Source organism: Streptomyces sp. NPDC006733, assembly GCF_040636125.1.
In the GTDB taxonomy this organism is placed as follows: Bacteria; Actinomycetota; Actinomycetes; order Streptomycetales; family Streptomycetaceae; genus Actinacidiphila.
In genome coordinates, this window is sequence record NZ_JBEYJD010000011.1 from 131,948 (window position 1) to 157,803 (window position 25,856).

18 protein-coding genes are annotated in these 25,856 nt (G+C 72.6%); 9 read left to right on the forward strand and 9 right to left on the reverse strand.

The genetic code is table 11. The annotated features are described in order from the left end of the window. Nucleotides 1–84 precede the first annotated feature (84 nt). Nucleotides 85–3,636, forward strand: a complete 3,552-nt coding sequence (locus tag ABZ721_RS12545) for a ricin-type beta-trefoil lectin domain protein (protein WP_358788614.1) — start codon at nucleotides 85–87, stop codon at nucleotides 3,634–3,636. A gap of 68 nt (nucleotides 3,637–3,704) precedes the next feature. Here the strand turns inward: ABZ721_RS12545 and ABZ721_RS12550 are convergent, their stop codons facing one another. The 5 genes from ABZ721_RS12550 to ABZ721_RS12570 form a co-directional block, all read right to left on the reverse strand. Beyond that, the gene (locus tag ABZ721_RS12550; RefSeq protein ID WP_358788615.1) at nucleotides 3,705–5,540 is read right to left on the reverse strand and encodes a serine/threonine-protein kinase; all 1,836 of its coding nucleotides are present in this window, start codon (nucleotides 5,538–5,540) and stop codon (nucleotides 3,705–3,707) included. Nucleotides 5,541–5,633: 93 nt separating this feature from the next. Beyond that, a complete protein-coding gene (locus ABZ721_RS12555) occupies nucleotides 5,634–6,713 on the reverse strand; it encodes an endonuclease/exonuclease/phosphatase family protein (RefSeq protein WP_358788616.1) in 1,080 nt (359 codons plus the stop codon). Between the two features lie 106 nt (nucleotides 6,714–6,819). Further along, on the reverse strand, nucleotides 6,820–7,428 hold the full coding sequence (gene vanX, locus ABZ721_RS12560; protein WP_358788617.1) for a D-Ala-D-Ala dipeptidase VanX: 609 nt from the start codon (nucleotides 7,426–7,428) through the stop codon (nucleotides 6,820–6,822). Beyond that, on the reverse strand, nucleotides 7,425–8,465 hold the full coding sequence (gene vanA, locus ABZ721_RS12565) for a D-alanine--(R)-lactate ligase (protein WP_358788618.1): 1,041 nt from the start codon (nucleotides 8,463–8,465) through the stop codon (nucleotides 7,425–7,427). The genes vanX and vanA overlap by 4 nt, the downstream gene beginning before the upstream one ends. Next, nucleotides 8,458–9,417, reverse strand: a complete 960-nt coding sequence (locus ABZ721_RS12570; RefSeq protein WP_358788619.1) for a D-isomer specific 2-hydroxyacid dehydrogenase family protein — start codon at nucleotides 9,415–9,417, stop codon at nucleotides 8,458–8,460. The genes vanA and ABZ721_RS12570 overlap by 8 nt, the downstream gene beginning before the upstream one ends. A gap of 301 nt (nucleotides 9,418–9,718) precedes the next feature. Between ABZ721_RS12570 and murF the strand changes: the two genes are divergently transcribed. Further along, on the forward strand, nucleotides 9,719–11,074 hold the full coding sequence (murF, locus tag ABZ721_RS12575; RefSeq protein ID WP_358788620.1) for a UDP-N-acetylmuramoyl-tripeptide--D-alanyl-D-alanine ligase: 1,356 nt from the start codon (nucleotides 9,719–9,721) through the stop codon (nucleotides 11,072–11,074). Nucleotides 11,075–11,098: 24 nt separating this feature from the next. Here murF and ABZ721_RS12580 read toward each other — a convergent pair whose 3' ends face one another. Continuing rightward, nucleotides 11,099–12,262, reverse strand: a complete 1,164-nt coding sequence (locus ABZ721_RS12580; protein ID WP_358788621.1) for a peptidoglycan bridge formation glycyltransferase FemA/FemB family protein — start codon at nucleotides 12,260–12,262, stop codon at nucleotides 11,099–11,101. Between the two features lie 87 nt (nucleotides 12,263–12,349). Here ABZ721_RS12580 and ABZ721_RS12585 point away from each other — a divergent pair, with 87 nt between their 5' ends. After that, nucleotides 12,350–13,045 (forward strand): response regulator transcription factor, encoded by a 696-nt coding sequence (locus ABZ721_RS12585; protein ID WP_358788622.1) that lies wholly within the window; start codon nucleotides 12,350–12,352, stop codon nucleotides 13,043–13,045. Further along, the gene (locus ABZ721_RS12590; protein WP_358788623.1) at nucleotides 13,038–14,153 is read left to right on the forward strand and encodes a HAMP domain-containing sensor histidine kinase; all 1,116 of its coding nucleotides are present in this window, start codon (nucleotides 13,038–13,040) and stop codon (nucleotides 14,151–14,153) included. The genes ABZ721_RS12585 and ABZ721_RS12590 overlap by 8 nt, the downstream gene beginning before the upstream one ends. 56 nt (nucleotides 14,154–14,209) lie before the next feature. On the opposite strand, the gene ABZ721_RS12595 is transcribed toward ABZ721_RS12590, so the two are convergent. After that, complete coding sequence (locus ABZ721_RS12595; RefSeq protein WP_358788624.1) at nucleotides 14,210–15,103, reverse strand: NADP-dependent oxidoreductase; 894 nt, start codon at nucleotides 15,101–15,103, stop codon at nucleotides 14,210–14,212. A 69-nt stretch (nucleotides 15,104–15,172) separates the two neighbouring features. On the opposite strand from ABZ721_RS12595, the gene ABZ721_RS12600 reads away from it, so the two are divergent. From ABZ721_RS12600 to ABZ721_RS12610, 3 genes are all read left to right on the forward strand, one after another. Then, entirely contained in the window at nucleotides 15,173–15,760 is a 588-nt protein-coding gene (locus ABZ721_RS12600; RefSeq protein WP_358788625.1) for a helix-turn-helix domain-containing protein, read from the forward strand. Nucleotides 15,761–15,866: 106 nt separating this feature from the next. Further along, the gene (locus ABZ721_RS12605; protein WP_358788626.1) at nucleotides 15,867–18,446 is read left to right on the forward strand and encodes a serine/threonine-protein kinase; all 2,580 of its coding nucleotides are present in this window, start codon (nucleotides 15,867–15,869) and stop codon (nucleotides 18,444–18,446) included. A 43-nt stretch (nucleotides 18,447–18,489) separates the two neighbouring features. Continuing rightward, complete coding sequence (locus ABZ721_RS12610) at nucleotides 18,490–18,873, forward strand: VOC family protein (protein WP_358788627.1); 384 nt, start codon at nucleotides 18,490–18,492, stop codon at nucleotides 18,871–18,873. Nucleotides 18,874–18,941: 68 nt separating this feature from the next. Here the strand turns inward: ABZ721_RS12610 and ABZ721_RS12615 are convergent, their stop codons facing one another. Both ABZ721_RS12615 and ABZ721_RS12620 read right to left on the reverse strand, forming a co-directional pair. Then, nucleotides 18,942–19,682 carry an ALF repeat-containing protein gene (locus ABZ721_RS12615; protein ID WP_358788628.1) on the reverse strand — a complete coding sequence of 247 codons (741 nt, stop codon included), beginning with the start codon at nucleotides 19,680–19,682 and terminating at the stop codon, nucleotides 18,942–18,944. 231 nt (nucleotides 19,683–19,913) lie between these two features. Further along, nucleotides 19,914–22,751: an N-acetylmuramoyl-L-alanine amidase gene (locus tag ABZ721_RS12620; RefSeq protein WP_358788629.1), complete on the reverse strand. Its 2,838-nt coding sequence runs from the start codon at nucleotides 22,749–22,751 to the stop codon at nucleotides 19,914–19,916. 467 nt (nucleotides 22,752–23,218) lie between these two features. Here ABZ721_RS12620 and ABZ721_RS12625 point away from each other — a divergent pair, with 467 nt between their 5' ends. Further along, nucleotides 23,219–24,511: a hypothetical protein gene (locus ABZ721_RS12625; RefSeq protein ID WP_358788630.1), complete on the forward strand. Its 1,293-nt coding sequence runs from the start codon at nucleotides 23,219–23,221 to the stop codon at nucleotides 24,509–24,511. Continuing rightward, entirely contained in the window at nucleotides 24,508–25,821 is a 1,314-nt protein-coding gene (locus tag ABZ721_RS12630) for an ABC transporter substrate-binding protein (RefSeq protein ID WP_358788631.1), read from the forward strand. Before ABZ721_RS12625 ends, ABZ721_RS12630 begins: the two co-directional genes overlap by 4 nt. The last annotated feature ends 35 nt before the right edge of the window (nucleotides 25,822–25,856 follow it).

The window sequence follows — 25,856 nt, forward strand, 5'->3', positions numbered from 1 at the left end:
TCGAGGCATTGACACTTAAAGGGACATGACAACACACTGTCGGCCGGTAATGGCACACTCCGCTCCATCCCGTTCGGAGGACCCATGCAGCTCGGCCGGCTCCACTGGACCCATCGGTTGTCCCGCGGCTCGTCGGCCCTGTCGGCCGTCAGCTGTCTGACGCTGCTGCTCGCCCTGCTGGTGACCGGCGGCGCGGCCGCGCCGCCCGCCCGGGCCGCGAGCAATGCCGTCCTCGACGGCAACGCCCGCTTCGAGGTGCTCGGCCCGACCCTGCTGCGCCTCGAGTACGCCGGGGACGGCGTCTTCCAGGACGCGACCACCTTCACCGCCGTCAACCGCGCTTTCCCCATCCCCGCGTTCACCACCACCGTCAGCGCGGACGGCTACCGCGAGATCCGCACCAGTGGGCTGACGCTGCGCTACCGGCAGAACAGCGGGCCGTTCACCGCGGCCAATCTCTCCGTCACCCTCACCGGCAGCGGCGTCCAGGCCGCGCCCGCCTTCCCCTCGTACTGCACCGTGAACTCCGCCTGCGAGGCGGAGAACGGTCTGTTCAGCGGGCGCGCGGCCACGGCCTACGACCACACCGGGAACACCGGTTCCGGCTTCGTCGCCGGCTTCGAGGGCACCGGCAGCGGGGTCGCGCAGGACGTCTCCCAGATCCCGGCCACCGGCAGCTACCGGCTGGCGGTGCGCTACGCCAACGCCACCGGCAGCACCGGGAGCCTGTCCACCCGGATCAACGGCGCCGCCGGGCCGACCCTCAACCTGCCGGCCACCGCGTCGTGGAACGCCTGGTCCACCGCCTCGGCCACGGTGAACCTGACCGCCGGCACCGACACCGTCGGCCTGCTGCAGAGCGCCCAGAACACGGGCAAGGTCAACATCGACAGCATCGCCGTCACCCCGCTGTCCACCACCACCTACCCTGCCGCGTCGACCGCGCTGACCACCACCGGCTACGGCGCCGGCCCGACCAACGCCCTCGGGGGCTGGTCCCGGACCCTGGACAACCCCCGGACGCTGCCGGTGCCCGAGCACCCCGGCATCCTCAGCCGGGACGGCTGGTACCTGCTGGACGACACCCGCACCGCGCTGCTGAGTACCGCCGGCACCGGACACACCGTCACCGACCGCCCCTCGCACGGCGCGCAGCCCTACCAGGACGGCTACTTCTTCGGCTACGGACAGAACTACAAGCAGGGCCTGGCCGACCTCAACACCCTGACCGGCGGCATCGCCCTGCTGCCCCAGTCCGCCTACGGCGTGTGGTACTCGCGCTACTACGGCTACTCCTTCGCCGACTACCAGAACACCCTGCTGCCGGCCTTCCGCAGCACCAACACCCCGATCGACTGGCTGGTCACCGACACCGACTGGAAGGCGCCGACCCAGTGGAACGGGTGGAACTGGAACCCGGCGCTGTTCCCGAACCCGCAGGCCTTCCTCGACTGGACCAAGCAGCAGGGCCTCGCCCTCTCGCTCAACATCCACCCCACCATCGACAGCGGCGACCCCAAGTTCGCCGCCGCCAACAGCCAGGCCGGTGGCCTGCTCCCGGACGGCGGCAACACCTACGCCTTCGACTGGTCCCGGCCCGCCCACCTGGCCTCCTACCTCGCCCTGCACCAGCCCTTCGAGCAGCAGGGCGTCCGCACGTGGTGGCTCGACTACTGCACCAACTGCGGCGGTTCCACCGCCTCCGACCCGCACGTAGCACCGGACAATCTCATCAACCAGGCCTACGCAGACGACGCGGCGGCCAAGGGCCTGCGCGGATTCTCCTTCGCCCGCATCGGCGGCTCCGAACAGGGCGGCGACGACAGCAACTACGCGGCCGGCCCCTGGTCCGAGCGGCGCAACACGATGCAGTTCACCGGGGACACCCCCGCCACCTGGGACATGCTGGCCTTCGAGACGCGCTTCACCGCCGACGAGGCCGCGGCGGGCCTGTCGAACATCAGCCACGACATCGGCAGCTTCCACGGCGGGCACCTGCCCGACGACCTCTACGCGCGCTGGCTGCAGTTCGGCGCGTTCCAGCCGATCGACCGGCTGCACTCGGACCACGGCGACCGGCTGCCGTGGAACTACACCGGCGCGGCCGCGGCCAGCGCCGCGTCCTCGCTGCGGCTGCGGGAGTCCCTGCTGCCCTACACCTACACGCTGGCGCAGCAGGCCCACACCACCGGCGTGCCCATCGTCCAGCCGCTGTACCTGAACTATCCCACCCAGGCCGCCGCGTACAGCAGCCCCGGCGAGTACCTGTACGGCGACAACGTCCTGGTCGCCCCGATCACCACGCCCAACGACGCGTCCGGCAACGGCTCGGCCGCGGTGTGGGTGCCCCCGGGCAGCTGGACGGACTACTTCACCGGCCGCAGCTACACCGGCCCGGCCACCGTCACCATCACCGCCCCCCTGTCCCGGATGCCGGTGCTGATCAAGGCCGGGGGCATCCTGCCGACCCGGACCGACTACGTCGACCACCAGGCGCAGCGCCCGCTGACACAGCTGACCGTGAACGTCGCCGCCGGGGCCAACGGCAGCTTCGCGCTCTACCAGGACGCCGGGGAAGGCACCGGCTACCAGAGCGGGCAGTCCACCTCAGCACCGTTGAGCTGGAACGACGCCACCCGCACCCTCACCGTGGGCGCGCAGAGCGGCAGCTTCGGCGGCGCGCCGACCGCGCGGGCGTACACGCTGCGGCTGGCGAACGCGGCGGCCCCCACCGCGGTGTTCATCGACGGCGTCCAGGTGCCCGAGACGGCCTGGTCGTGGAACGTCAACCGGCGCACCGTCACGGTGACCACCGCGGCGCTGCCGCTGGGCTCGGCGCACACCGTCACCCTGTCCGGCAGCGCCACGGCCAACCCCACCGCGGGCGAGGTCCTGGGCGCCGGCGGGTTGTGTTTGGACGTGCGCGGCGGCCTGCCGGACGACGGCACGGCCCTGCAGTTGTGGGGCTGCAACCACACCGCCGCCCAGCAGGTCTCCGCCCCGAGCGACAACACCGTGCGCGTGCTCGGCAAATGCCTGACCGTCGCCGGCGGCGGCACCGGGAACAACACCCCTGTCGCCCTCGCCGGCTGCGCGGGCACCGCCGCCCAGAGCTGGTCGCACCGCTCCAACGGCGCCCTGGTCAACCCGGTGTCGGGCCGCTGCCTGGACGTCCCCGACGCGAACACGACACCGGGCGCGGTCCAGCTGCAGCTCTACGACTGCAACGGCACCACCGCCCAGCTGTGGAAGCTGCCCCCGGGGCCGATCACCGGACCGGCCGGGCTGTGCGGGGACGTGGCCAACGCCGACCCCTCCTCACCCACCGCGGTGCAGCTGTCCACCTGCAACGGCACCGACGCCCAGCGCTGGTCGGCACCGGGCGACCTGAGTCTGCGCGCCTTCGGCAAGTGCCTGGACGCCGCCGGCGGCGCGACCGGCAACGGCACCGCCGTCCAGTTGTGGGACTGCAACGGGACCGGCGCGCAGAGCTGGGTGACGCGCGCCGACGGGTCCGTGCTCAACCCCGTCTCCGGCCGCTGCCTCGACGACCGCGGCGGCGCCGGCCAGTCCGGCGACCCGCTGCAGCTCTACGACTGCAACGGCACCGCCGCCCAGCGCTTCCGCCTGGGCTGAGCCCGCCGCCCGGCCCCGGGCCCCGGGCGCACCCGCTGCGCCCGGGGCCCGGGGCCCGGGACCCGCGGTCAGGTCTTGCGGACGTACTCCGCCGGCTCCGCGTCCGCGGCCATGCTGTACAGCAGCAGGTGGCCGTCGCTGCCGACTGTGAAGAAGACCGCGGAGGGCTCGCGGCAGTCCTTGCCGGATGCCGCGCTGTAGGTCGCCGGGCTCAGCGCCAGCACCGGGGAGACCGCCCCGATGGCGAAGGTGCTGTCGCAGTACTGCTCCGTGCCGTCGTCCATGCCGGCCGTGGCCGACATCCGCACCAGCCGGCCGCCGACCGGGCCCTGGGAGACGCGCAGCAACTCCTTCTCCCGATAGGTCACGTTGGCCGGCACCCAGACCCCGACGTACTGGGCGGGCACCGCGTTCTGTCCGCCGGAGGACCGGTAGAAGTCGGCCGTCAGGCCGCCGGACTTCCACACCAGCACGTCCCGCGACCGCACCGTGAGGGTCTGCTGGGGCAGCGGCGCGCACCGCCCCTGCGGCACCCCCGCGGTCACCTGCCCGGGGCCGACGACCATGGTGTCGGCGTCGGTGGACAGCAGCCGGCCGCGCCCCGTGCACTGCAGGTCCCGGCCGGTGTCGATGTAGGCGACGGCCTTGTCGCCCGGCCTGCCCGGCGCGATCTCCACCCGCAGGATCCGCTTGGGCAGCTCGGAGCCGCCCTCGACCACGCCTTCCCAGGCGCCGAGGAACGCGTCCGCGATCCGCGAGCCGGCGCTGGGTGCCGCGTTGCGCGAGGCCGACGCGGTCGAGGTGGGTGCGCCGCCCGTCGCGCGGTCCGCATCCCCGCGCTCCTGCAGGACCAGCGCCACCCCCGTGGCGATCGCGGCGAGCGCCACCGCCGCGGCCAGGGCCGGCCGCCACCGCCGCCCGCGCCCGGCCCGTGGCGGCGGCGCACTCGGCGCCGGTGCCCCGGCGGTGAGGTCGTGCGGGGTCGCCGCGGCGGGGGACTCGTGCGGCGGGCCCTCCGCGGTGAGGATCCGGGCGGCCAGCCGCCCCAGGTCCGCCAGCAGTTCCGCGGGCAGCCACGGCCCGGCCGCGTCGGCGCCGGTGCGCTCGGCGAGCTGCTCGGCGGTGGGCCGCTCCTGCGGATCCTTGGCCAGGCACGCGGTGACCAGGCCGGTCAGGGCCGCCGGCACCCCGTCGAGGTCCGGCTCCTCCTCGGCCGCGCGGAACATCAGCGCGTGCGGCCCCGTGTCGGCGGAGCCGAACGGCAGCCGCCCCGTCGCCGCGTACACCAGCACGCAGCCGAGGCTGAACACGTCCGTGGCGGGCGTCACCGGCTGTCCGCGCACCTGCTCGGGGGAGAGGAATCCGGGCGAGCCGAGCACGACGCCGGTGGAGGTCCGCACGTCGCCCACGGCGGTGTCCAGGGCCCGGGCGATCCCGAAGTCGATGATGCGCGGGCCGTCGACGGTCAGCAGGATGTTGGACGGCTTGAGGTCGCGGTGCACCAGGCCCGCGCGGTGGATGGAGAGCAGCGCCCGGGCGAGCCGCCCGGCCAGCGCGTGCACGGTGGCCTCGGGCAACGGCCCGTAGTCCGTCCCGACGACCTGGTGCAGCGACGGTCCGGGCACGTACTCGGTGGCCACCCAGGGCGCCGCGGCCTCGGTGTCGGCGCCGAGGACCGGTGCCGTCCCCTCCCCGCCCACCCGGTGCAGCGCGGCGACCTCCTGACGGAACCGGGCCCGGAACTCGGGGATGTCTGCCAGCGCGGGCCTGACCACCTTCACCGCCGCGGCCCGCCCGCCCGCGGACCGGCCCAGGAAGACCTGGCCCATACCGCCGGCGCCCAACCTGCCGACCAGCGTGAAGTCCCCCATACGCCGCGGATCCCCCGGCTCCAGGACGTGCATCCGTGCCCCGCTCTCCCCGTGTGCGTCAGCTCGCTCTGCGCAGCGGCGACACTACCGGTTCACCCAGCGACCGACCCACGAGGGACGCACGGTTCACCAGTTGACGGCGGCGGCGACCGGCAGGTGGTCGCTTCCGGTGGCCGCCAGCACCCGTGCGCTCTGCGCCGTGACGCCCCGGATGAGGATCTGGTCGATCCGCGCCACCGGGAACGTCGCCGGCCAGGTGAAGCCGAAGCCGTTGCCGGCCGCGTCCTGGGCCGAGCGCAGCTGCGAGGTGAGGGTGGCGAACGCGCGGTCGTCCAGGGTGCCGTTCAGATCGCCCAGCACCACCACCCGCCGATTCGGCTCGGCGGCGACGGCCTCGCCGAGCGCCTGCGCGTTCCGGTCCCGCGAGACCGTCCAGAAGCCGGCCCGCGGATTGACCCGGACGGATCCCAGGTGCGCCACGTACACCGCCAGCGGCCCGTGGCCGGTGGCCACCGTGGCCCGCAGCGCCCGGGTGTAGGACCGCGTGGCACCGGCCGGTTTGCTGTCCCCCAGCGGCCCGACGTCCATCTTGATGTCCACGGGCCGGGCGTCCGACAGCGGCAGCCGGCTCCACAGCCCGACCGTGCCCTGCACCGTGAAGTACGGGTACGCCGCCGCCAGCTCCTTCTCGTACGTGCCCCGGGCCTTGGCGGTCACTTCCTCCAGGGCCAGCACGTCGGCCCCGGAGGCGGCCAGGTCGCGGGCGGTACCGGCCGGATCGGGGTTGTCGGCTCCGACGTTGTGGCTGGCCACGGTCAGGTCGCCGCCCGGGTGGGACTTGTCGCTGAGCAGCCCGCCGAACAGGCTCAGCCACACCACGGCGGGCAGCAGCAGCGCGACCAGCGCGGCGGCGGAGCGCCGCCACAGGGCCCCGGCCAGCAGCACCGGCACGGCAGCGCCGTACCAGGGCAGGAAGGTCTCCACCAGGCTGCCGACGTTCCCGACCCGGTTCGGGATCTGCGCGTGCAACAGCAGGACCAGGCCCAGCAGCAGCGCCAGTGCGGTGAGGATCGGGCCGCGCTTCCACGGCTCCGGCCGGCGGGCGCGGTCGAGCGCCCGGCGGACGCCCGTGCGCCGGGCGCCCGAGCCGTCCTGCTCGCGCTCGGCGCCACCTGGTTCGGTCCGCGCCGTGTCCACCTGCGTCATCGCCTGTCCTCGTTCCTGGGCGGCCCCTGCCGCCTCATGATGTCCCGGTCCCCCGTCACCGTGTCACGGCGCCGTCCGGCCCGCGGCCGGGGCCGGCGCCCGACCGCTAGGTGATGGGGAAGTCGAAATAGGTGTCCGCGTACGGTTCGCCCCGCAGGGTGTAGTGCCACCACTCCCCGGCGTACGCGCTGAAGTCGCAGGCCTCCATGAGGGAGCGCAGGAGCTGCCGGTGCTGCGCCTCCTCCGGGGTGATCCCCTCCGCGCCGTGGTGCGAGCGCGAGTCCATCAAGTCGTGGCCACCACCCATGGGGGCGAGTTCGCCCGAATCCAGGCGGTACAGCGTCAGGTCCACGGTGCTGCCCCGGCTGTGGCCCGACTTCGCGGCCACGTAGCCCTGGGTGAACATCTCGGACCGGTCGATGTTCGGATAGTGCCGGGGCTTGGTGCGTCCGTCCTCCGCCTGTCGCGCCCAGCGCAGGAAGCAGTCCACCGCCCGCTGCGGGCGGTAGCCGTCCCACAGCACCAGGCCGAACCCCAGGGAGGCGGCCCGGTCCTGCGCCCGGCGCAGGGCCGCGCCCAGCGCTGTCGTGCCGACGACGCGGTTGGCCAGGTATCCGTCGACCGGTTTGCCGGTGAAGTTGTCCCAGGTGGCGTACTTGGCATCCCACCGCAGGCCCGGCACCAGCTCGTCCAGGAAGCAGAAGCCGTCGTTCATCGCCGGGCTCCCGTCAGGGCCAACGCCACCGTCCGGTCGATCACGTCCGCCAGCGGGACGCCCGCGGCGCGCATCATGCGCGGATAGCGGCTGTAGGAGGTCATGCCGGGCAGCGTGTTGACCTCGTTGAGGACGATGTCCCCGCCGTCCGTGAGGAACAGGTCCACCCGGGCCAGCCCCCGGCACCCCAAGGCGCGGTAGACGGTCTTGGCCGTCTCCTGGACGCGCGCCCGCGACTGCGCGGAGATCGGGGCGGGAACGAGCGGGGTCGCGTTCTCCGAACCGCTCTCGGGATCCGCCTCCTGGTGGATTTTGAAGAAACCGTGGGACAGGACGATCTGATCGACCTCGCCGGCGAGCAACTCCCCGTCGTTGCCCAGGATGGCGCACCCGATCTCACTGCCGGCGACCGCCTCTTCGATCAGCACCTTCGCGTCGTACTGCCGGGCGGTCTTGACCGCGCGCAGCAGGTCGTCCTGCCCGGCCACCTTGCTGACGCCGAACGACGACCCGGAACGGGCCGGCTTCACGAAGACGGGGTAGGTGAACCGGCCGGGATCGAGGTCCTCGTGCGCGGTGACGGTCCAGAACGTGGGGGTGGCGATGCCCGCGGCGGCGGCGACGAGATAGGTGAGGGATTTGTCCATGCACAGCGCCGAGCTGGCGACGTCGCACCCCACGTAGGGGATTCCCGACAGCTCCAGCAGCCCCTGGATCGCACCGTCCTCGCCGAGCTTGCCGTGCAGCACGGGCAGCACGACGTCCAGGCGGATCGTGTCGTAGCGTCCCGGCTCCAGGACGAGCAGCCCGTGCACGGTCCGGTCGGGTGACAGCAGTACCGGCCGGGACGGGCCGTTCTCCCAGTCCGCCGCCGGGCTGTCGCAGAGCTTCCACGCGCCGCTGGGCGTGATGCCGATGTAGAACGGCTCGTACGTGTCGGTATCGAGGCTCCGGGCGATCTCGCGCGCGGATTTGACGGAGACGGGATGCTCCTCGGAACAGCCCCCGAAGATGATGCCGATCCTCAACTTATCCATGCTGCTTCCTGCTTTCGAATATCCGGCAGTTGCTGAGGGAGTTCTCGACGGTGTCGCTCAGCGCGTGGTCCGTGTAGTACGCGGTGTGCGGGCTGATCAGCACATGGGGCAGTTCCTGCAGCCGCAGCAGCGTCTTGCTCTCGACCGGGCGATTCCTGCGGTCCGCGTAGAAGACGCCTTCCTCGCCTTCGAGGACGTCCAGCGCCGCACCGCCCAACTGGCCGCTTTCCAGGGCGCACACCAGGGCCTCGGTGTCGAGCAGGGCCCCGCGGCCCGTATTGATGACGAACGCGCCGTGTTTCAGCTGCGCGATGCGCCGGCGGTCGAGGAGATGGTGCGTGTCCGCGGTGAGCGGCGTGTGGAGCGTGACGATGTCGCTCACCCGCAGCAGTTCCTCCAGCGGCACGAAGGCACCCTCGGCCGCCGGACGATTGTCGTAGGCCAGCACGCGGCAGCCGAACCCCCGCAGCCGGTCCATGACCGCTGTGCCGATGCGCCCGGCCCCGACGACCCCGATGGTCAGGTCGCGCAACTCCCGGCCACGCACCTCGTGCAGCCGGTAGTCGTGCACCTCCGCGCGCCGGATGACGGCCTTGGCGTGGCGCACGGCCATCAGCATCAGCATGACCGTGTAGTCGGCCACGCTGTCGGGCGAATAGGCGACATTCTCGACACGGATCCCGACACCGGCCGCGTATTCCACGTCGATGTGGTTGTACCCGACGCTGCGCGTGGAGATATAGGTGACGCCGACCTGGCTCAGTGCCCGCAGCGTGGAATGCGCGACTTCCGTTTTGTGCCCGACGCTGATGCAGCGGTTTCCCGATGCCAGGGCAACCGAAGCGTCGGAAACCGCCGCTTCGGTGAGGGTCAGCCGCACCCCGAAACGAGGCGCCATCGCGCGGAACAGAACGGCCTCGTCCCGCTCGCATCCATAGACGGTGAGCCCCATGGCCGGAACGGACCCGCAGGACACGGGTGTTGGCGATCGGGTGCCGCGGGCCGCTGGTCGGCCTGGTTCGCTGGAGGTCATGCCTCCAGTCAAAAGGCCGGGGTGTTGCCGGGGCGTATCCGGTTTTCGATATACCGGCGATACCGGTAAGGACCGGGGGCATATTGTCGGCGTATCGCGCCGCGCATACGGGCCGGCAACACCTCGGTGTCTTGACTGACGGCATGACCAGTACCGCACCAGCCGCCGACACCGGCCGCGCCCCCCTGCCTTCGCCCGCCGGCCCGCACACAGCCCGCGCATGATCCCGCTCGCTCTGGAGGAGATCGCCGCGGTCGTCGGCGGCAGGGTCGAGGGCGACGCCGCCGTGACGGTGACCGCGCCGGCCGTGCTCGACAGTCGCCGGGCCACGCCGGGCGGGCTGTTCGTCGCCCTCGCCGGTGAACGGGTCGACGGCCACGCCTACGCCTACCAGGCCGCTCGGGCCGGCGCGGTCGCCGTGCTCGGCTCGCGGCCCACCGTGCTGCCCACCGTCGTCGTCGCGGACGCCCGCGCCGCACTGCAACTTCTCGCCGCCCATGTCGTGGCCCGCCTGCGCGACGGGCTGACCGTGGTCGCACTGACCGGCTCCCAGGGCAAGACCAGCACCAAGGACCTGCTGGCGGCCGTGCTCGCGGGCACCGCACCCACCATCGCCACGCTCGGCTCGTACAACAACGAACTCGGCGTGCCGCTGACCATGCTGCGCGCCGACGCGGCCACCCGGTTCCTCGTCCTGGAGATGGGCGCCCGCCACCTCGGCGACATCGCCGCGCTCACCGCCCTGGTCGCGCCCGACATCGGTGTCGTCCTCAACGTCGGCCAGGCCCACCTCGGCTCCTTCGGGTCGCGCGCGGCCATCGCCCGGACCAAGGGCGAGCTGGTGCGGGGGCTGGCGCCCGGCGGCACCGCCGTCCTGAACGCCGACGATCCGCGGGTGGTCACGATGCGCTCCCCCACCGACGGCCCGGTCCTGACCTTCGGCCGGGCGGACCACGCCGACGTACGGATACGCGACCTGGCGTTGGACCGGCTCGGCCGGCCGTCCTGCACGCTGCGCACCGCCCACGCCTCCGTTCCGGTCACGCTGCCGCTCGTGGGCGCCCACCAGGCGCTCAACGCGGCCGCCGCCGCGGCCGCGGGACTGGCGGCCGGTGTGCCCCTCGACCGGGCGGCGGCGGCCCTGCCCACTGCCGCGCTGTCACCGTGGCGCCTGGAGCGGCGCACCCTCGCCTGCGGCGCGACGCTCCTCAACGACTCCTACAACGCCAACCCCGACTCGACCCGCGCCGCCCTGGACGCGCTGGTGGCGATCCGGGGCCGGCGCCGTATCGCCGTCCTCGGCCCGATGCTCGAGCTCGGGGAGACCGGCCCGGCCGAACACCGCGCGATCGGGGCGTACGCCGCCGCCCGGGCCGACGTGGTCCTCGCGGTCGGTGCGGCCGCCCGCCCGATCGCCGACGGCGCGGAGCCGCGGGCACGGGAGCTGGCCCTGGCGCCGGCCGACAACGCCGCGGCCGCGGCCTGGCTGCGCCGGCACCTCACCGCGGGCGACGTGGTGCTCGTCAAGGCCTCCCGCGGGGCACGCCTCGACGAGATCGCCGCCGCCCTCGCGTAGCGGCCCCCGTCAGGGCACCGCGGGTCAGCGCCCGCGCCGCTTCATGTAGAGGTCGAAGGCCCGGTAGACCATCGGCCGCAGGGGCAGGTCCCACTCTCCGACGTACCGCACCGCCTGACCGCCGGTGCCGGCCTTGAACTGGACCAGGCCCACGTGCGGGTCGTCGGCATCCAGGGTCGGGGTGATGCCGCGCAGGTCGTAGACGTCGCAGCCGGCCGCCCGCGCGTCGCGGATCATCGCCCACTGGCAGGCGTTCGAGCCGCGCACGTCGCGCTTGTCGGTGGAGGAGGCGCCGTAGGCGTACCAGGCGTGCGCGCCGACGCGGACCAGGAGGGCGGCGGCGACCAGGTCGCCCTGGTGGCGGGCCAGGTAGAGGCGGATCCGATCGGGGTCCTCGGCGCTCAGCGCGGCGACCATGGTCTCGAAGTAGCCCAGCGGCCGCGGCGTGAAGCGGTCGCGCGCGGCGGTGTGGACGTACAGCTCGTGGAACGCTTGCAGGTCCGTCCCGACGCTGACCTCGACCCCCTGCTGCGCCGCCTTCCTGATGTTGCGGCGCCACAGCTGGTTCATGCCCCGCAGCAGCTCGTCCTCCGTCCTGCCGGCCAGCGCAAGCTCGTACTTGAACTGCGGATGCCCGACCCCGAAACCGTCCTCGGGACTCTGCGGCAACCAGCCGGCCGCCCGGAGCCGGTCGCTCACCCGGTCGCCGACCGCGTCGTCGCGCCGGCTGGGCAGCTCGGTCAGCCGCCGGACGCCCGGGTCGGCGATGCCCGCCTTGACCTGGTCGGCGCTCCAGGTGTCGGTGCGCACGGGCGGGCCGAGCCGGACGGCGAACGCGCCGTGTGCCTTGAGGTGGGCCGCCAGCGGGTCCAGCCACGCGTCGAGCTCGCCGCTCCAGTCGATGACGGGTCCTTCGGGCAGGTAGGCCAGGGTGTAGCGCTCGAGCCGCGGCACCGGCCGGTGCAGCACGAGCCCCGCGCCGACCAGCTCCGGGCCGTCGAACCAGCCGAGGGACTCGCTGCGCCACTCGGTCTTGACGCGGCCCCAGGCCGGGGTCTGCAGGAAGCTGGCCGACCGCTGCGTCCGCACGAACGCCAGATGCTCGGCCGCGCTGATCCGCCCGACGGTCAGACCCGTCGAGGACGCCGGACGCCGGGCTGCTGGTCGTGCTCGTTCACTGGGGGGCATGCGCCGAGTCAAAGCAGCGCGGCGTTGCCGGCGCGTATGCCGTTTCTGTTACGCCGACGATATGTCCCGACTCGTAGCATCGGGGACATGCGTGTGCTGATCGTCGAGGACGAGCCCTTCATGGCGGAAGCCATCCGTGACGGCCTGCGCCGGGAGGCGATCGCCGCCGACATCGCGGGGGACGGCGACAGCGCGCTGGAGCTGCTGCGCCTCAACGTCTACGACATCGCCGTCCTCGACCGCGACGTGCCCGGACCGTCCGGTGACGAGATCGCCAAGAGCATCATCGCGTCCGGCAGCGGCATGCCCATCCTCATGCTCACCGCCGCCGACCGCCTCGACGACAAGGCGTCCGGGTTCGAACTCGGCGCCGACGACTACCTCACGAAACCGTTCGAACTGCGCGAGCTCGCGCTCCGGCTCCGGGCCCTGGACCGCCGACGGGCCCACAGCAGGCCTCCGGTGCGGGAGCTCGCCGGGCTGCGGGTGGACCCGTTCCGCCGGGAGGTCTACCGCGACGGCCGCTACGTGGCGCTGACCCGCAAGCAGTTCGCCGTCCTGGAAGTCCTGGTCGGCGCCCAGGGTGGGGTCGTCAGCGCCGAGGACCTCCTGGCGCGGGCGTGGGACGAGAACGCGGACCCGTTCACCAACGCCGTCCGCATCACCGTCTCGGCGCTGCGCAAACGCCTCGGCGAGCCCTGGGTCATCGCCACCGTGCCGGGCGTCGGCTACCGCATCGATGTGGCACCCGCCGCCGGGCGTGAGGCAGCAGACCGTGGATAGAACCCCCGGGCCCAGCGTGCGCCTCAAACTCACCCTCAGCTACGCGGGCTTCCTGGTGCTCGCCGGAGCCCTGCTGCTGGTCGCCGTGGGAGTGTTCCTCGTGCGACAGGGGTGGTTGCAGACCAACGAGACGGGGGCGGTGCGCGAGACGCCCGGCACCATGTTCGTGCGCGGCTTCGCCCCGACCGCCGCCGCGGCCATGGTGTTCCTGCTGGTCTTCGGCCTCCTGGGCGGTTGGATCCTCGCCGGACGCATGCTCGCCCCCCTGGACCGGATCACCCTCGCCACCCGCACGGCCGCGGCCGGCTCGCTGTCCCACCGGATCTGCCTGCCGGGCCGCAAGGACGAGTTCCGCGAACTGGCCGACGCCTTCGACATGATGCTCGCGCAGCTCGAAACACACGTCGCGCAGCAGCAGCGATTCGCCGCCAACGCCTCGCACGAGCTGCGCACCCCGCTGGCGATCTCCAAGACCCTGCTCGACGTGGCCCGGAATGATCCGGACCACGACTGCGGCGCACTCGTCGAGCGCCTGCAGGCCGTCAACACCCGGGCGATCGACCTCACCGAGGCCCTGCTCGTGCTCAGCCGCGCCAACCAGCGGTCCTTCACCCGCGAACCCGTCGACCTGTCCCTCCTGGCGGAGGAAGCCACCGAAACCCTGCTCCCCCTGGCGGAGAAGCAGGGCGTCACCATCGACACCCGCGGGGACATCGCGCCCACCACCGGCTCGCCCGCGCTCCTGCTGCAGCTGACCATGAACCTCGTGCACAACGCGATCGTCCACAACCTGCCCGCGCACGGCAGCATCCGGGTGCACACCGGCCTCGGTCCCGGCAGCGTGCTGCTCTCCGTCGAGAACACCGGCGACCCGCTCACCCCCGCGTTGGTCGCGACACTCACGGAACCGTTCCAGCGCGGTACCGAACGCGTCCACTCCGACCACGCGGGCGTGGGCCTCGGCCTGGCCATCGTCAAGACCATCACCGAGGCCCACGACGGGACCCTCACCCTCGCCCCGCGCCCGTCCGGCGGGCTGCGCATCACGGTGGAGCTGCCGGCGGCACCCCGTACCTGGCCGCACGCCCTGCCCGGGGGCGCGACGTGAGCGCACCAGGCTGACGACCTGCGACCCGCCCGGCGGGCTCAGCGGGCTCAGCGGGCTCAGATGACGATGACCCGGCGCCCCCGCGTGTGACCGGCTTGGCTGTCGGTGTGCGCCGCGGCGGCCTCGGCGAGGGGGTAGGACTTCTCGACCGGGATATGGAGCTTGCCCCGTGCGATGAGGTCGGCGGCCTCGGCGAGGGCGTCCGGCACGCTCCCGGCCACGCCGGAGAAGCGGACCCCGAGCTCCGGCGCGGCGAGATCGGCGATGGAGATCACCTTCTGCGGGTCCCCGGTCAGCTCGACGAGTTCGCGGATCACGCCCGCGCCGGCCAGGTCGAGGGCCGCGTCGACTCGGCCGAGCCGCCGCACCCGTTCGACCCAGCCCGCGCCGTACGGGGTGGCGAGGGCGCCCAGGCTGCGCAGGTACTCCTGGTTCGTGGCCCCGGCCGTGCCGATGACCGTGATGCCGCGGTGGCGGGCGATCTGCAGCACCGCCGAGCCCACTCCCCCGGCCGCCCCGCTGACCAGCAACGTCTGCCCGGCCCGCACACCGACCTGCCGCAGGATGCGCAGCGCGGTCTCCACCACGGAGGGGTATCCCGCCGCCTCTGCGAAGGACAGCCCTTCGGGCATGGGGGCCCACGCGGACAGCACCGCCAGCTCGGCATAGGTGCTCGCGCCCTCGCCGAACACCCGGTCGCCGACCGTGACGCCGTCCACGCCGTCGCCGATCTCGTCCACCACGCCGGCGGCGTCCAGCCCGACGCCGGCGGGCAATGCGATCGGATGGGCTCCCAGGACCTGGCCCTCACGCAGCCTCCAGTCGACGGGGTTCACCCCCGCCGCCCGCACGGCGATGCGTATCCGGCCGGGGCCCGCGTGGGGCTCCTCGGCGTCTCCGTAGTGCAGTACATCCGGGCCGCCGAACTCGGCGAAGGTCACCTTCTTCATGCCGCGACCGTAACACTAACAGTTAGTGTTTTGGAACGAATACGGATTCGCATCTGCTAGCGTCACGTTATGACCACGCCGCCCGGACGCCGAGAGCGCAAGAAGGCCGCGACCCGCCAGAAGATCGCCGACACGGCCCTGCGGATGTTCCTGGACCGCGGCTACGACGCGGTGGGCATCCGGGACGTGGCCGCCGAGGCCGATGTCGCCGTCACCACGCTGTTCTCCCACTTCGCCTCCAAAGAGGCCCTGGTCTTCGAGCGGGACGACGACTTCGAGCAGCGCCTCGTCCGGGCGGTCACCGACCGGGGCCCGCACGAGCCGCTCATCCCCGCCCTGCGCCGCGAGATCCACGCCCTGGTGCGGCACTGCACGGCCGCCGGCGCCGCCCCGCTGTGGCACCTGATCGACGCCTCACCCGCCCTGCGGGAGTACGAGGAGTCGATGCGGCTGCGGCACGCGGACTCCCTGGCCACGGCCATCGCCGCCGACCTCGGCCTGCCCCCGGCCACCACCGCCTGCCGGACGATCGCCCGGTTCGCCATCGACGCCTACACCCTGGCCCGCGAGGCCCCCGACCCGGACGCCGCGGTGGACGAGATCTTCCCGATGATCGAGGCCGCCTGGCAGGCCACCGGCCTTCCCGAACGCGCCTGAAACAGGGCCCGTCCACTTCCGGCCGTCGGCGGAAACCACGGCGCTGCGCAGCCCCGAGCATCTACCCTGGCCTTGCCCAGGGCGAAGGGGGATCGCGGTGCTTCACATGCCGCTGCACCGGCAATTCCGCTACATCCACGAGCCACTGCCCGTCGACGACGACGCGATCCCCGTCCTCGGCCACCACGAACTCGTCACCAGCCTGCGGGAGCGGCTGACCTACTCGCACGGCGGCACCTTCCTGGTCACCGGATTCCGGGGCGTCGGCAAGTCGACACTCGTGCTGCGCGCCCTGTCCGCCGCCGCAGACCAGGCCCACCAGGTCGGCGGCTACCGCCTCCTGACCGTGCATCTCAACTTCGCCCGCAAGATGGAGGCGGACCAACTGCTGTTCGCCGTCGTCCGGCGGATCTTCGAAACGCTCGGCGACGAGGGCCTGCTGCGGCAGCTGCCGCACGACGTCCAGGAGTCCTTGCTGCTCGCCTACACCCGCACCTCGCTGTCCTTCAAACAGACCCAGGCCGAAGGCAGCGAGCACGGCGGCACCCTGGGCGTCGGCCCGCAGATCGGCCCTCTCGCCTCACTGGCGCCCGCACTGAGCATCACGGGCCGGCGGACGAGCAACCGGGCGACCGAGGCCGCCTTCCTGGCCTACTCCGAGACCGACGTCGAGCACGACCTCCTGCGGATCATCCAGCTGCTCGGCGACATCCAGGAGCACCCCGCCCCCCGCCGACGCCGCTGGCCGCGCCGCCGGCGACAGCCGGGCCGGTTACGCGTACACCCCGTCATCGTGCTCGACGAAGTCGACAAACTGACCGACAGCTCCGCGGACGCCCTCCCCTATCTCGAAACCCTGCTGGGCACCCTCAAGAACGTACTGACCGCACGCGGCGCCCACTTCATCCTGGTCGCCGGACCCGACCTGCACGACCAGGCCCTCAGGGACGCCGACCGGGGCAACGGCGTCTACGAGAGTGTCTTCAGCTGGCGGATGTACGTGCCGTGCCTGTGGTCGGCCCCCGAACGGCTGGTGCGGGGGCTGCACGAAGCCCACCAGGTGGAGCACCTGCGCTCACGGCCCCCGCTGCGCCCTCCGCCGAGGAACTGGCCGCCTGGCCGGACCTGGGACGGACGGGACCCCGGGAGCCGGCCCGACGACGCGCCGGACGAGGAACCCGCAGGCCTCGACACCCTCGTCGAGTACCTGCGCTTCAAATCGCGCGGCGTCCCGCGCCGCCTGCTCCAGGAGTTCAACGCCCTGGTCGCCTGGGACACCTCGGGCCACCCCCTGCTGCGCGTGCCGGACGAGGACTGGCCGCGGATGCTGTTCTACGGCTACCTGCAATCGGTGGTCTCCGACGCGATCTCCGCGGGCACCACGACCACAGCGGCCCCCCTGCCGATCGACAACGACCGCTGGCGCCTGGGCGGATACCACGTCGTGGACTGGGCCCTGCGCAGCCGGGGCCGGGTGTTCACGGCCACGGACGTGGCGCGCGACGGGCAGCTGGATCCGCTGCTGCGGATGGACGCCCCGACCGTGGAGCGGCTGCTGCGGCATCTCGTCCACCGGGACGTGCTCGACGTGGTGAGTGAGGGCAGCCGACCCGATGCCACCGACTACGGCAACCCGGCCGACGCCCGCATCACGTACTACCGACTCACCGACGCGTACTCCCGGCAACTGGCCGGCTTCGCCTGGCGCAGCGAGAGCGAGCGCGCCGATCTGCACCTGACGACGCCCCCGCTGCGCGGCCCCTGGGACACCACGCTCACCCGCCGCCCGCCACCGGCGGCCGATCCGTCCGTGACGGGAGCCTTGGCCGCCCCGGCGGTGGTTCCCGAACCGGCCGTGTCCCCGGTGGTCCGCCTCGGCGACCGCTACGAGGCGCTCAGTCCGATCGGGGCGGGCGGGATGGGCGTCGTCTATCGCGGGCGCGACCTGCGCACCGGGGAGGACGTGGCGATCAAGCTGCTGCACCGCGGCCTGACGACGGACGAGACCATGGTCGCCCGATTCCGCCGCGAGGCGCAGATCGGCATGCGCATGCGGCACCCCAACATCGCGCACACGATCGACGTCGTCGACACCCCCGAGCACGCGCTGATCATCGAGCTGATCGAGGGGTCCGTCCTCACCCACGTCCTCAGCGCCCACGGGGCGCTGACCCCCCAGGAAGCCGCGCGGATCGGCAACGACCTCGGCGAGGCGCTGCAGTACCTGCACTCCCTGGGCCTGTACCGGATCGACATCAAACCGGCGAACGTCGTCCTCCACCCGACCCGCGGCGCGGTCATCATCGACCTCGGGGTCGCCCGCGCCCTGGAGGAAGCGGGCGGGCAGCTGACCCTGACGGGCGTCATCATCGGGTCGCCGCTGTACATGGCACCCGAGCAGGTGCGCGGCCAGGTGGACATCCGATCCGACCTGTACGCCCTGGGCACCGTGCTCTACCAGTGCCTCACCGGACGGCTGCCCCACGAGTACACCGACGCGGCCAGCATCCTCTACGCCGTCGCCCATGAGGACGTGTCCGTGGACGGCATCCCGGCCTCAGCCGCCCTGCGCGACGTCCTGCGCCGGTGCCTGGTCCGCGATCCCGATCTCCGCTACCAGCAGCCGCAGGACTTCCTCACCGACCTCCGGGCGGCGCCGGAGGTCGGTGAGGCGGCAGGCCGGTAGCGGGCCCGGCGCCGCCCCGGGTGGTCTGCCTACACTGACGGGCATGGCATGCCGCATCAGTGAACTGGTCCTCGACTGCGCCGATCCCGAGCGGCTCGCCGCGTTCTGGAGCGCGGTCCTCGGCTACGTCGAACTCGGCCGGGAGGACGACGGCAGCATCGAGATCGGGCCGCCCGGCGCCGGCTTCGGCGGTGCGCAGCCCACCCTCATCCTCAGCCCGAGCAGCGACCCGCGGCGCGGAAAGCTGCCACTGCACCTCGACGTCAACGCCACCGACCGCGACCAGGACGCCGAGCTGGAGCGGCTGCTGGCGCTCGGTGCCCGGCCCGCGGACGTCGGCCAGAGCGGCAGCGAGAGCTGGCACGTCCTGACCGACCCGGAAGGCAACGAGTTCTGCCTGCTGCGCACCCGGTTGCAGGCCCTGTGACCCGTGCGGCCTCCCTGAGGCCGCACGGGCGTCCAAGGCGCTCGGCGTACGCCCGCCGGTGTCCTGCCTCAGCGCTCCACGGACGAACGGCGGCGGTTGACGAGCACCAGGCCCGCACCCGCGCCCAGGGCGACGACGGCGCCCCCGACGGCCCACCGCGGGGTGTCGCCGGCACCGGTGGAAGCCAGCTCCGTACCGTTGCTCCCCGCAGGGGCGACGCTGCTCGGCGGGTCGGTGACGACGACGGCGGGCTTGCCGTCGCTGCCGGTTGCCGGCTTCGGCTGGTTTCCGGTGGTCGGCTTGCCGCCCGTGCCCGGGGTGGGAGTGGGCTTGTTGTGGGCCGCGTCCTCGGCCGCCTTGTCCATGGCGCGGGCCGTGTACTGGCCGACTTCCAGGAACTGCTTGATGCTCTCCGCCGTGCCGATCCGCAGGGCTCCCTTGCCGGCCTTGCGCACCTCGGGACCACCGGTGTTGATGATCTGCGAGACGCGGACGCGGTCGTCCGTCAGGCGGGCCTTGTACTGGCCGACTTCGAGGAAGTACCGCTGGTCCTCCTCCGTACCGTCGAGCGCCTTCTGCGCCAGCTCGTACACGCGCCGGCCGGTGTTCTTGTCGGCGAGGATCCTGGAGATCGCCACCCGGACGTCGTCCGCCGGGCGGCCCTTGACCGGCTTCGCGTCCGCCACCGTGTCCGGTGCCGAGGTGGGGACCGGCTGCGTGCCGTCGGCTGCGACCGCCGCGGAGGAGAACAGCACGGCCGGCGCGATGGCGACAGCGGCGGCGATCGCCGAGATACGGGCCATCTCCATGTGGTGAACCTGTTTCATATGAGAACCAGCTGAGAATACGACTCCAGGAATATGCCGGATTGGATCTTCCCTTGACCAGGCGCATCCACCCGCTGTCCGCACCGGAGCAGGTCAGAGGCGGCACAACGCATTCCGCCGTGCGGCCCGCACCCCGGTCTCGGGATGCGGGCCGCACGGCGGGCACGGAACACGGACGGCCGGCCGGTGGTGCCGGCGCCGTCAACCGGCGGGTCAGCCTATGAGGGCGTTGTACATCTGCCAGCCGGAGGTGACGAGCGTGCGGGCGGCGAAGGGCGCGGCCGCGTTGCCGGTGCCCCGGTAGAGCCACAGCTTGCCGGTGGTGTCGCGGGCCAGCAGGTCCGCCTTGCCGTCGCCGCTCAGGTCGGACGTGCCGACGATGAGGTTGTGCATCTGCCAGCCGGTGCCGACCTTGAGCCGCGCCGCCCACGGCGCCGCGACGTTGCCGGTGCCGCGGTAGAGCCACAGGTTGCCCGAGGTGTCCCGGGCGATCAGGTCGACCTTCCCGTCACCGGTCAGATCGCCCCCGCCGACGAGCATGTTGTGCATCTGCCAGCCGGTGCCGATCTTGACGCGGGCGGTGAAGGGCGCGGCGGGGTTGCCGGTGCCGCGCAGGAGCCACAGCACGCCCGCGGTGTCCCGGGCGATCAGGTCCGGCTTGCCGTCCGCGGAGACGTCGCCCACGCCGATCAGCCCGTTGTAGATCTGGTAGCCGGTCCCGGCCTTGACCCGCGGGGCGAAGGGCGCCGCGACGTTACCGGTGCCCTTGTAGTACCACAAGGTGCCCGAGGGCTCGCGGGCGATCAGGTCGCCGGTCCCGTTGGCCCGGAACCCGGACAGGTCGATCAGCGCGTTGTACCCCTGCCAGCCGGCGCTGAGCCGGTAGCGGTACAGGAACGGCACGCCGGCCGTGCCGCTGCCCTGGTACTGCCACAGCACGCCGGCGGTGTCCCGGGCGAGCAGATCGGAGCGGGTGGTGCCGCTGGACGGGCGAGTGCTGCTGATCTGCTGCACGTCGTCGGCCCGCACCCACGCCATACGGTGGTTGTAGCGGATCGGGAGGAACTTCGTCGTCCCGGTGACCAGTTTGTGGTCGCCCGGCGCGCTGTTGTCGTAGTTCATGGCGTAGAAGTAGTCGCCGGCCACGGCCGGGCCACCGGGCACGTAGACCTGGCCCGCCTTGAGGGTGTACTTCGTCAGCGCCTTGTCGGTGTCCGCCTGGACGGGCACCTGGGTGCCCGCGTAGTCGGCCGTCTGCGGGTAGGCCCGGCCGTAGACGGGGATCGAGGCGAGCCCGGCCTTGGCAGTGATGACCTGCTGCCCGGTCGTGCCGACCGGGGCGGTGCGCTGGCCGCCGGGGTTGTAGAACCAGCCCTGCTTGCCGCCGTACCAGATCGCCGTCCAGTCGCCCCTCACCGCCGCGACCACATAGCGGCCGCCGGTGACGGCCTTGGCGGCCCAGTCCGGGCCCTGGGTGCTGCCCGCCGCACCGCCGCGCAGATACGCGTCCGCGATCAGCGGGGAGGTGGTGGAGGCGTCGGAGTACAGGTAGAGGAAGTTCGCCGGGCGCGGGGTCTGGGTCGCGCAGGTCGGCGAGCAGTACACGATGGCGGGCTGGTTGGCCGTGGTGAACGGCGGCGCGATCGTGATCTCCTGGCCTGCCAGGACCGGGCTGCCCCCGCCGCCGTCACCGATCGGCGCGCCCATCAGGGCGAAGTAGTGGTTCCAGTCCCAGTACGGTCCCGGGTCCCAGTGCATGCCCGCCACATTGGCGTCGATCGGGCCGGGCACCTCGTCATGGCCGATGATGTGCTCACGGTCCAGCGGGATGTTGAACCGGCCGGCGAGGTACTTCACCAACGCCGCCGACGACTCGTACTGCGACTCGCTGTACCAGGACCCCGCCTTGATCGCGAAGCCCTCGTGCTCGATACCGATCGAGTGCATGTTCAGGGTCTTGTTACCCGCCTGCCAGGCGGTGTCCTTCGTCGGCACCATCTGGGTGACCAGACCGTCCGACGCGCGGATCAGGTAGTGCGCGGAGGCGGACGTCGCCGGGTTCTGGAAGGTGGCCAGCGAACCCTCGTAGCCGCCCTCGGTGTCATGGATGACGATGGAACGGATGTCGACCCCGTCGGCCGGCCGGTTCGTCACGTCGTAGTTGCCGTAGTCCGCCGGGTCCGTGCTGTTCTGCTTGAACGCCGCGGGCCGGAAGTCGCAGTTCAGACCCGACGGGCACTCGGGCGTCGGAACAGCGGTCGTGCTGGCGAACGTCGCCGCCAGCTTCATCTTCGCCGGTTTGACGGCGGTGACCGACGGGTCGGCGGGCAGCGTGACCCGCTGCCCGTCCGCGGTGACCCGGCTGTTGCCGCGGTGGATGGTCTGGAAGACCCGCTGCGTGAACAGGTCGGCGCCCTTGGTGTCGGGGGCCTGGCTGTAGCGCGCGACGGCCGCGTACCACTGGCCCGCGTCCTCGGGCAGCGAACCGGTCGCTTCCTTCTCGTACTGCGCCAGCAGCGCCGCCCCACCCCGGATGCTCTCCGCACGATCGGTGCGCAGCGACGCGGCAGGCTCATCCGTCAGCTTCGCGGCCGCGTCCAGCGTGTGCAGCCGGGGATCGGAGGTGTCCGCCAGGTCCGCATCGCCCTTCAGCGCACGCGTGGGGTTGAACTTCTTCATCCGGGCCGGATCGCCGCTCAGGTTCAGGTGCGACAACCGCTCCGCCCGAGTGGGCTCCTCGACGTCCTTCGCCGTCACCTGGGTCAGGCCCATGACGTTGTAGTTCCCGGCCGTGCTCGGCTGGCCCTGGTGCGTCTCCCACCGGGTCAGGTGGTACGACACGCCCATCAGCACGCTCTGCGGCACGTCGAACTCCTGCGCGGCGTCAGCGAACTCCCGCTGCAGGGCCGTGGCCGGATCCGGTGCGGGCGCGGTGCCGCCGGACGTGTCCGCCAGCGCGAACGTCCCTATGGCCGCCACGGTGCCCGCGATGAGCGTCGCCGCGATGCTGATCGGAAGGACTTTTCCCGACCGGCGGTGTGTACGAGTCAACGACCTGCCTCGATCTTCTGGCGCGCTCCGGCGCCTTCATGTGTCGTGTCAAAGACAGGCAGACGTTAGCAGCGCACAGGGCCGGTCGACGCAGCAGGATCGGGTGGAACGAGGGCGCGGGGAACCGGACGCCTGCGGCACGGAGCCGCGGGCCCGACGTGACCCCTTGGGAGGCCCCCCGCCTGGGCTCATATTGGTATTTTCGCAGACACCACTGCGCGCCCCCGCTAGGGTGAGGCGCAATCAGTCGTGATCACGACAGCACGACAGGTCGAGGGCGGAGCGGGATGATGGCGAGTACGGCCGCAGGAAACGGACGGCCCTGACCGATGGCGGCTCCGGTCGCGGTGCGCCCCCGCTCGCGGCGCCTCCTCCGCGCACCCTCCCCACCCACGACCCCCCGCCGGTTACGCCGGGCCCTCATCGCGCTGCTCCTGTGCACGGTGGCGTTATGGGGAGCACTGCAGTTGGCTCTGAGCGGCGCCCACACGACCATCGCCTCCGCCGCGGCCCACAGCGTTCCCGCGATCGTCGACACCTCGCAGGTGGCCTACTACCTGGCCGACGCGGACCGCGTCGCCGCCGGCAGCTTCGCGTCCGGGACGGTCCGCCTCAGCGGCCCCGGGCAGCGCTACCAGGACGATCTCAAGTCGGCGCACCAGGCGCTGGCGCGGGCCGCCGAGCACGATGCGGCCGGGACCGCCGGCAGCGGGCAGTTGCAGGCCATCGAGGGCCTGCTCGTCGAGTACACCAGCCTGATCGAACAGGCGCATGCCGCCGCGGGCCAGGGGGCCCTCGCCACCGCCTATCTGAGTTACGCCTCGAACCTGATGCACAAGCCCGCCGACGGAATCCTCGCGCAGGTGCGGACGCTCCAGGTCGCGAACCAGCAGGAGCTGAGCCGGCAGCGGCACACGCGGTGGCTGGCGCCGGCCATGCTGTACGGCGTGCTCTCCCCGGCCGCGGCGGCCCTGGTCCTGCTCGTGGCGACCCAGCGCTTTCTGAGCGGCCACTTCCACCGCCGGATCAACCCGTACCTGCTCGCCGCCTCGGCCCTGCTGATCACGCTGGCCGGATGGACGGTCGTGGCGACGTCCCACAGCGACCGGGCGTTCACCACCGCCTGCGACGAGGCGCTGCCCTCACTGACCGCCGCCTGGCAGGCCCGCACCCTCGCCCGGCAGGCCGCGGGCAGCGACGCGCTGGCCGTCGTCCAGACCGGCCCCGGGCAGGGCTTCTCCCCCGGCTTCAGCACCTACACCGCCCCGCTCGCGGACCGTCCGATGACCCCGGCCGTGATCCAGGCCGCCCGCACCGACGCCCAGGCGTTCCGGGGACTCCTCGCCGACCTGCTGCGCGGCGACCTCGGCCCCGGTGCCCCCGACAGCTCCGACAGCCCCGAGCGACGGGATACCGCCGTGCGCACCTTGCAGGACTTCCAGCACTTCACCGCGGCCGACGCCGACCTGCGGCAGCAGGCCGCCCGGCACGACTTCGCGGCGGCCGCCACGACGGACCCCGCTATGGTGGCGACCGCCGTGGGCCCCGGCGCCACCCAACTGGGCGGGGCCGGCACCGCCCTCGACACCGACCTCGCCCGCCTCACCGACCGGCACCGTCAGCGGCTGGCCGACGCCGAGGTCTCCGCGCGCTCCGATCTGGGACTGCGCCTGGCCCTTCCCCTGCTGTGCGCCGCGATCGCGGCGCTGTGCGTGGCGGGGCTCTGGCCCCGCATCGACGAGTACCGGGCGGCCCGATGAGCCGGCCCACCGCCAGGACCCGGCGCACCCGCCCCGTCTGGGCCCGGGCCGGTCTCGCGCTGATGCTCGTCGCCCTGTCCGCCCTCGCGGCATGCAGCTCAAGCGACTCGGACCGGGTGGTGCACGTACTGGGCACATGGACCGGCAGCGAACAGGACGCGTTCCGGGCGATGGTCCGACCGTTCGAGGAGCAGACCGGGATCACGGTGGACTACCAGGGGTCCCGGGACTCGGACACCATCCTGGCCGACCGCGTCAGCAACGGCGCCCCGCCCGACCTGGCCGTGCTGTCCAGTCCCGGACAGCTCGTGCAGTACGCCCGCGCCGGCCGGCTGACCCCGCTGGACGACGCGCTGGACCTGCCGGGCATGACCCGGCAGTACGGGGCGAGCTGGGTGCGGTTGGGCGCCGTGGACGGCAAGCAGTACGCGGTGTTCGTCAAGGCGTCCATGAAGAGCCTGCTGTGGTTCTCCCCCACCGCCCTGACCGCGCACGGCTGGAGGCCTCCCGGCACCTGGGAGCAACTCCAGGCGCTGAACCGGACGATCGCCGGATCCGGCGTGCCCCCGTGGTGCATCGGCCTGGAGTCCAGCTCCACCTCCGGCTGGCCGGGCACCGACTGGCTCGAGGACATCGTCCTGGCCCAGTCGGGGCCGGACGTCTACGACCGGTGGGCGAGCGGGCAGCTGGCGTGGAGCTCGCCGCAGATCAAACTGGCCTGGCAGACCTGGGGCAGCATCGTCGGCGCCAAAGGCCTGGTCCGCGGGGACGCCCGCGGCATGCTGCTCAGCAACTTCGGCGCCGCGGGCACGTCGTTGTTCAGCCCCACCCCGGGATGCTATTTCGACCATGCGGCGTCCTTCATCACCGGCTACTACCAGCGCTCCGGCACCCGCCTGACGCCCGGCCGGGACTTCGACGCCGTCCCGTTCCCGACCATCGATCCCCGGTTCCAGGGCAGCGCCGAGGTGGCCGGGGACCTGCTCGGAATGTTCCACCCCACCCCGGCCGCCCGCCGGCTGGTCGCCTACCTCACCACACCGGCCGCGCAGCAGATCTGGGTGGCCCGCGGCGGGGCGATCAGCCCCAACCGCGACGTGGCCGCCGGCGCCTACCCCGACGCGCTCTCCCGCCATCTGCGCCAACTGCTGCTCGACGCCCGCACCGTGCGCTTCGACGCCTCCGACCTGATGCCCACCGCACTGCAGAGCTCGTTCCACCAGGCCGTCCTGTCCTACGCCGACGACCCGACGCGCCTGGACACCCTCCTCGCCGACCTGGACCGGGTCCGCGCCACCGTCTACGCCTGACGCCCCGCGCCACCCGCGGCGCCCACCGGCGCCGA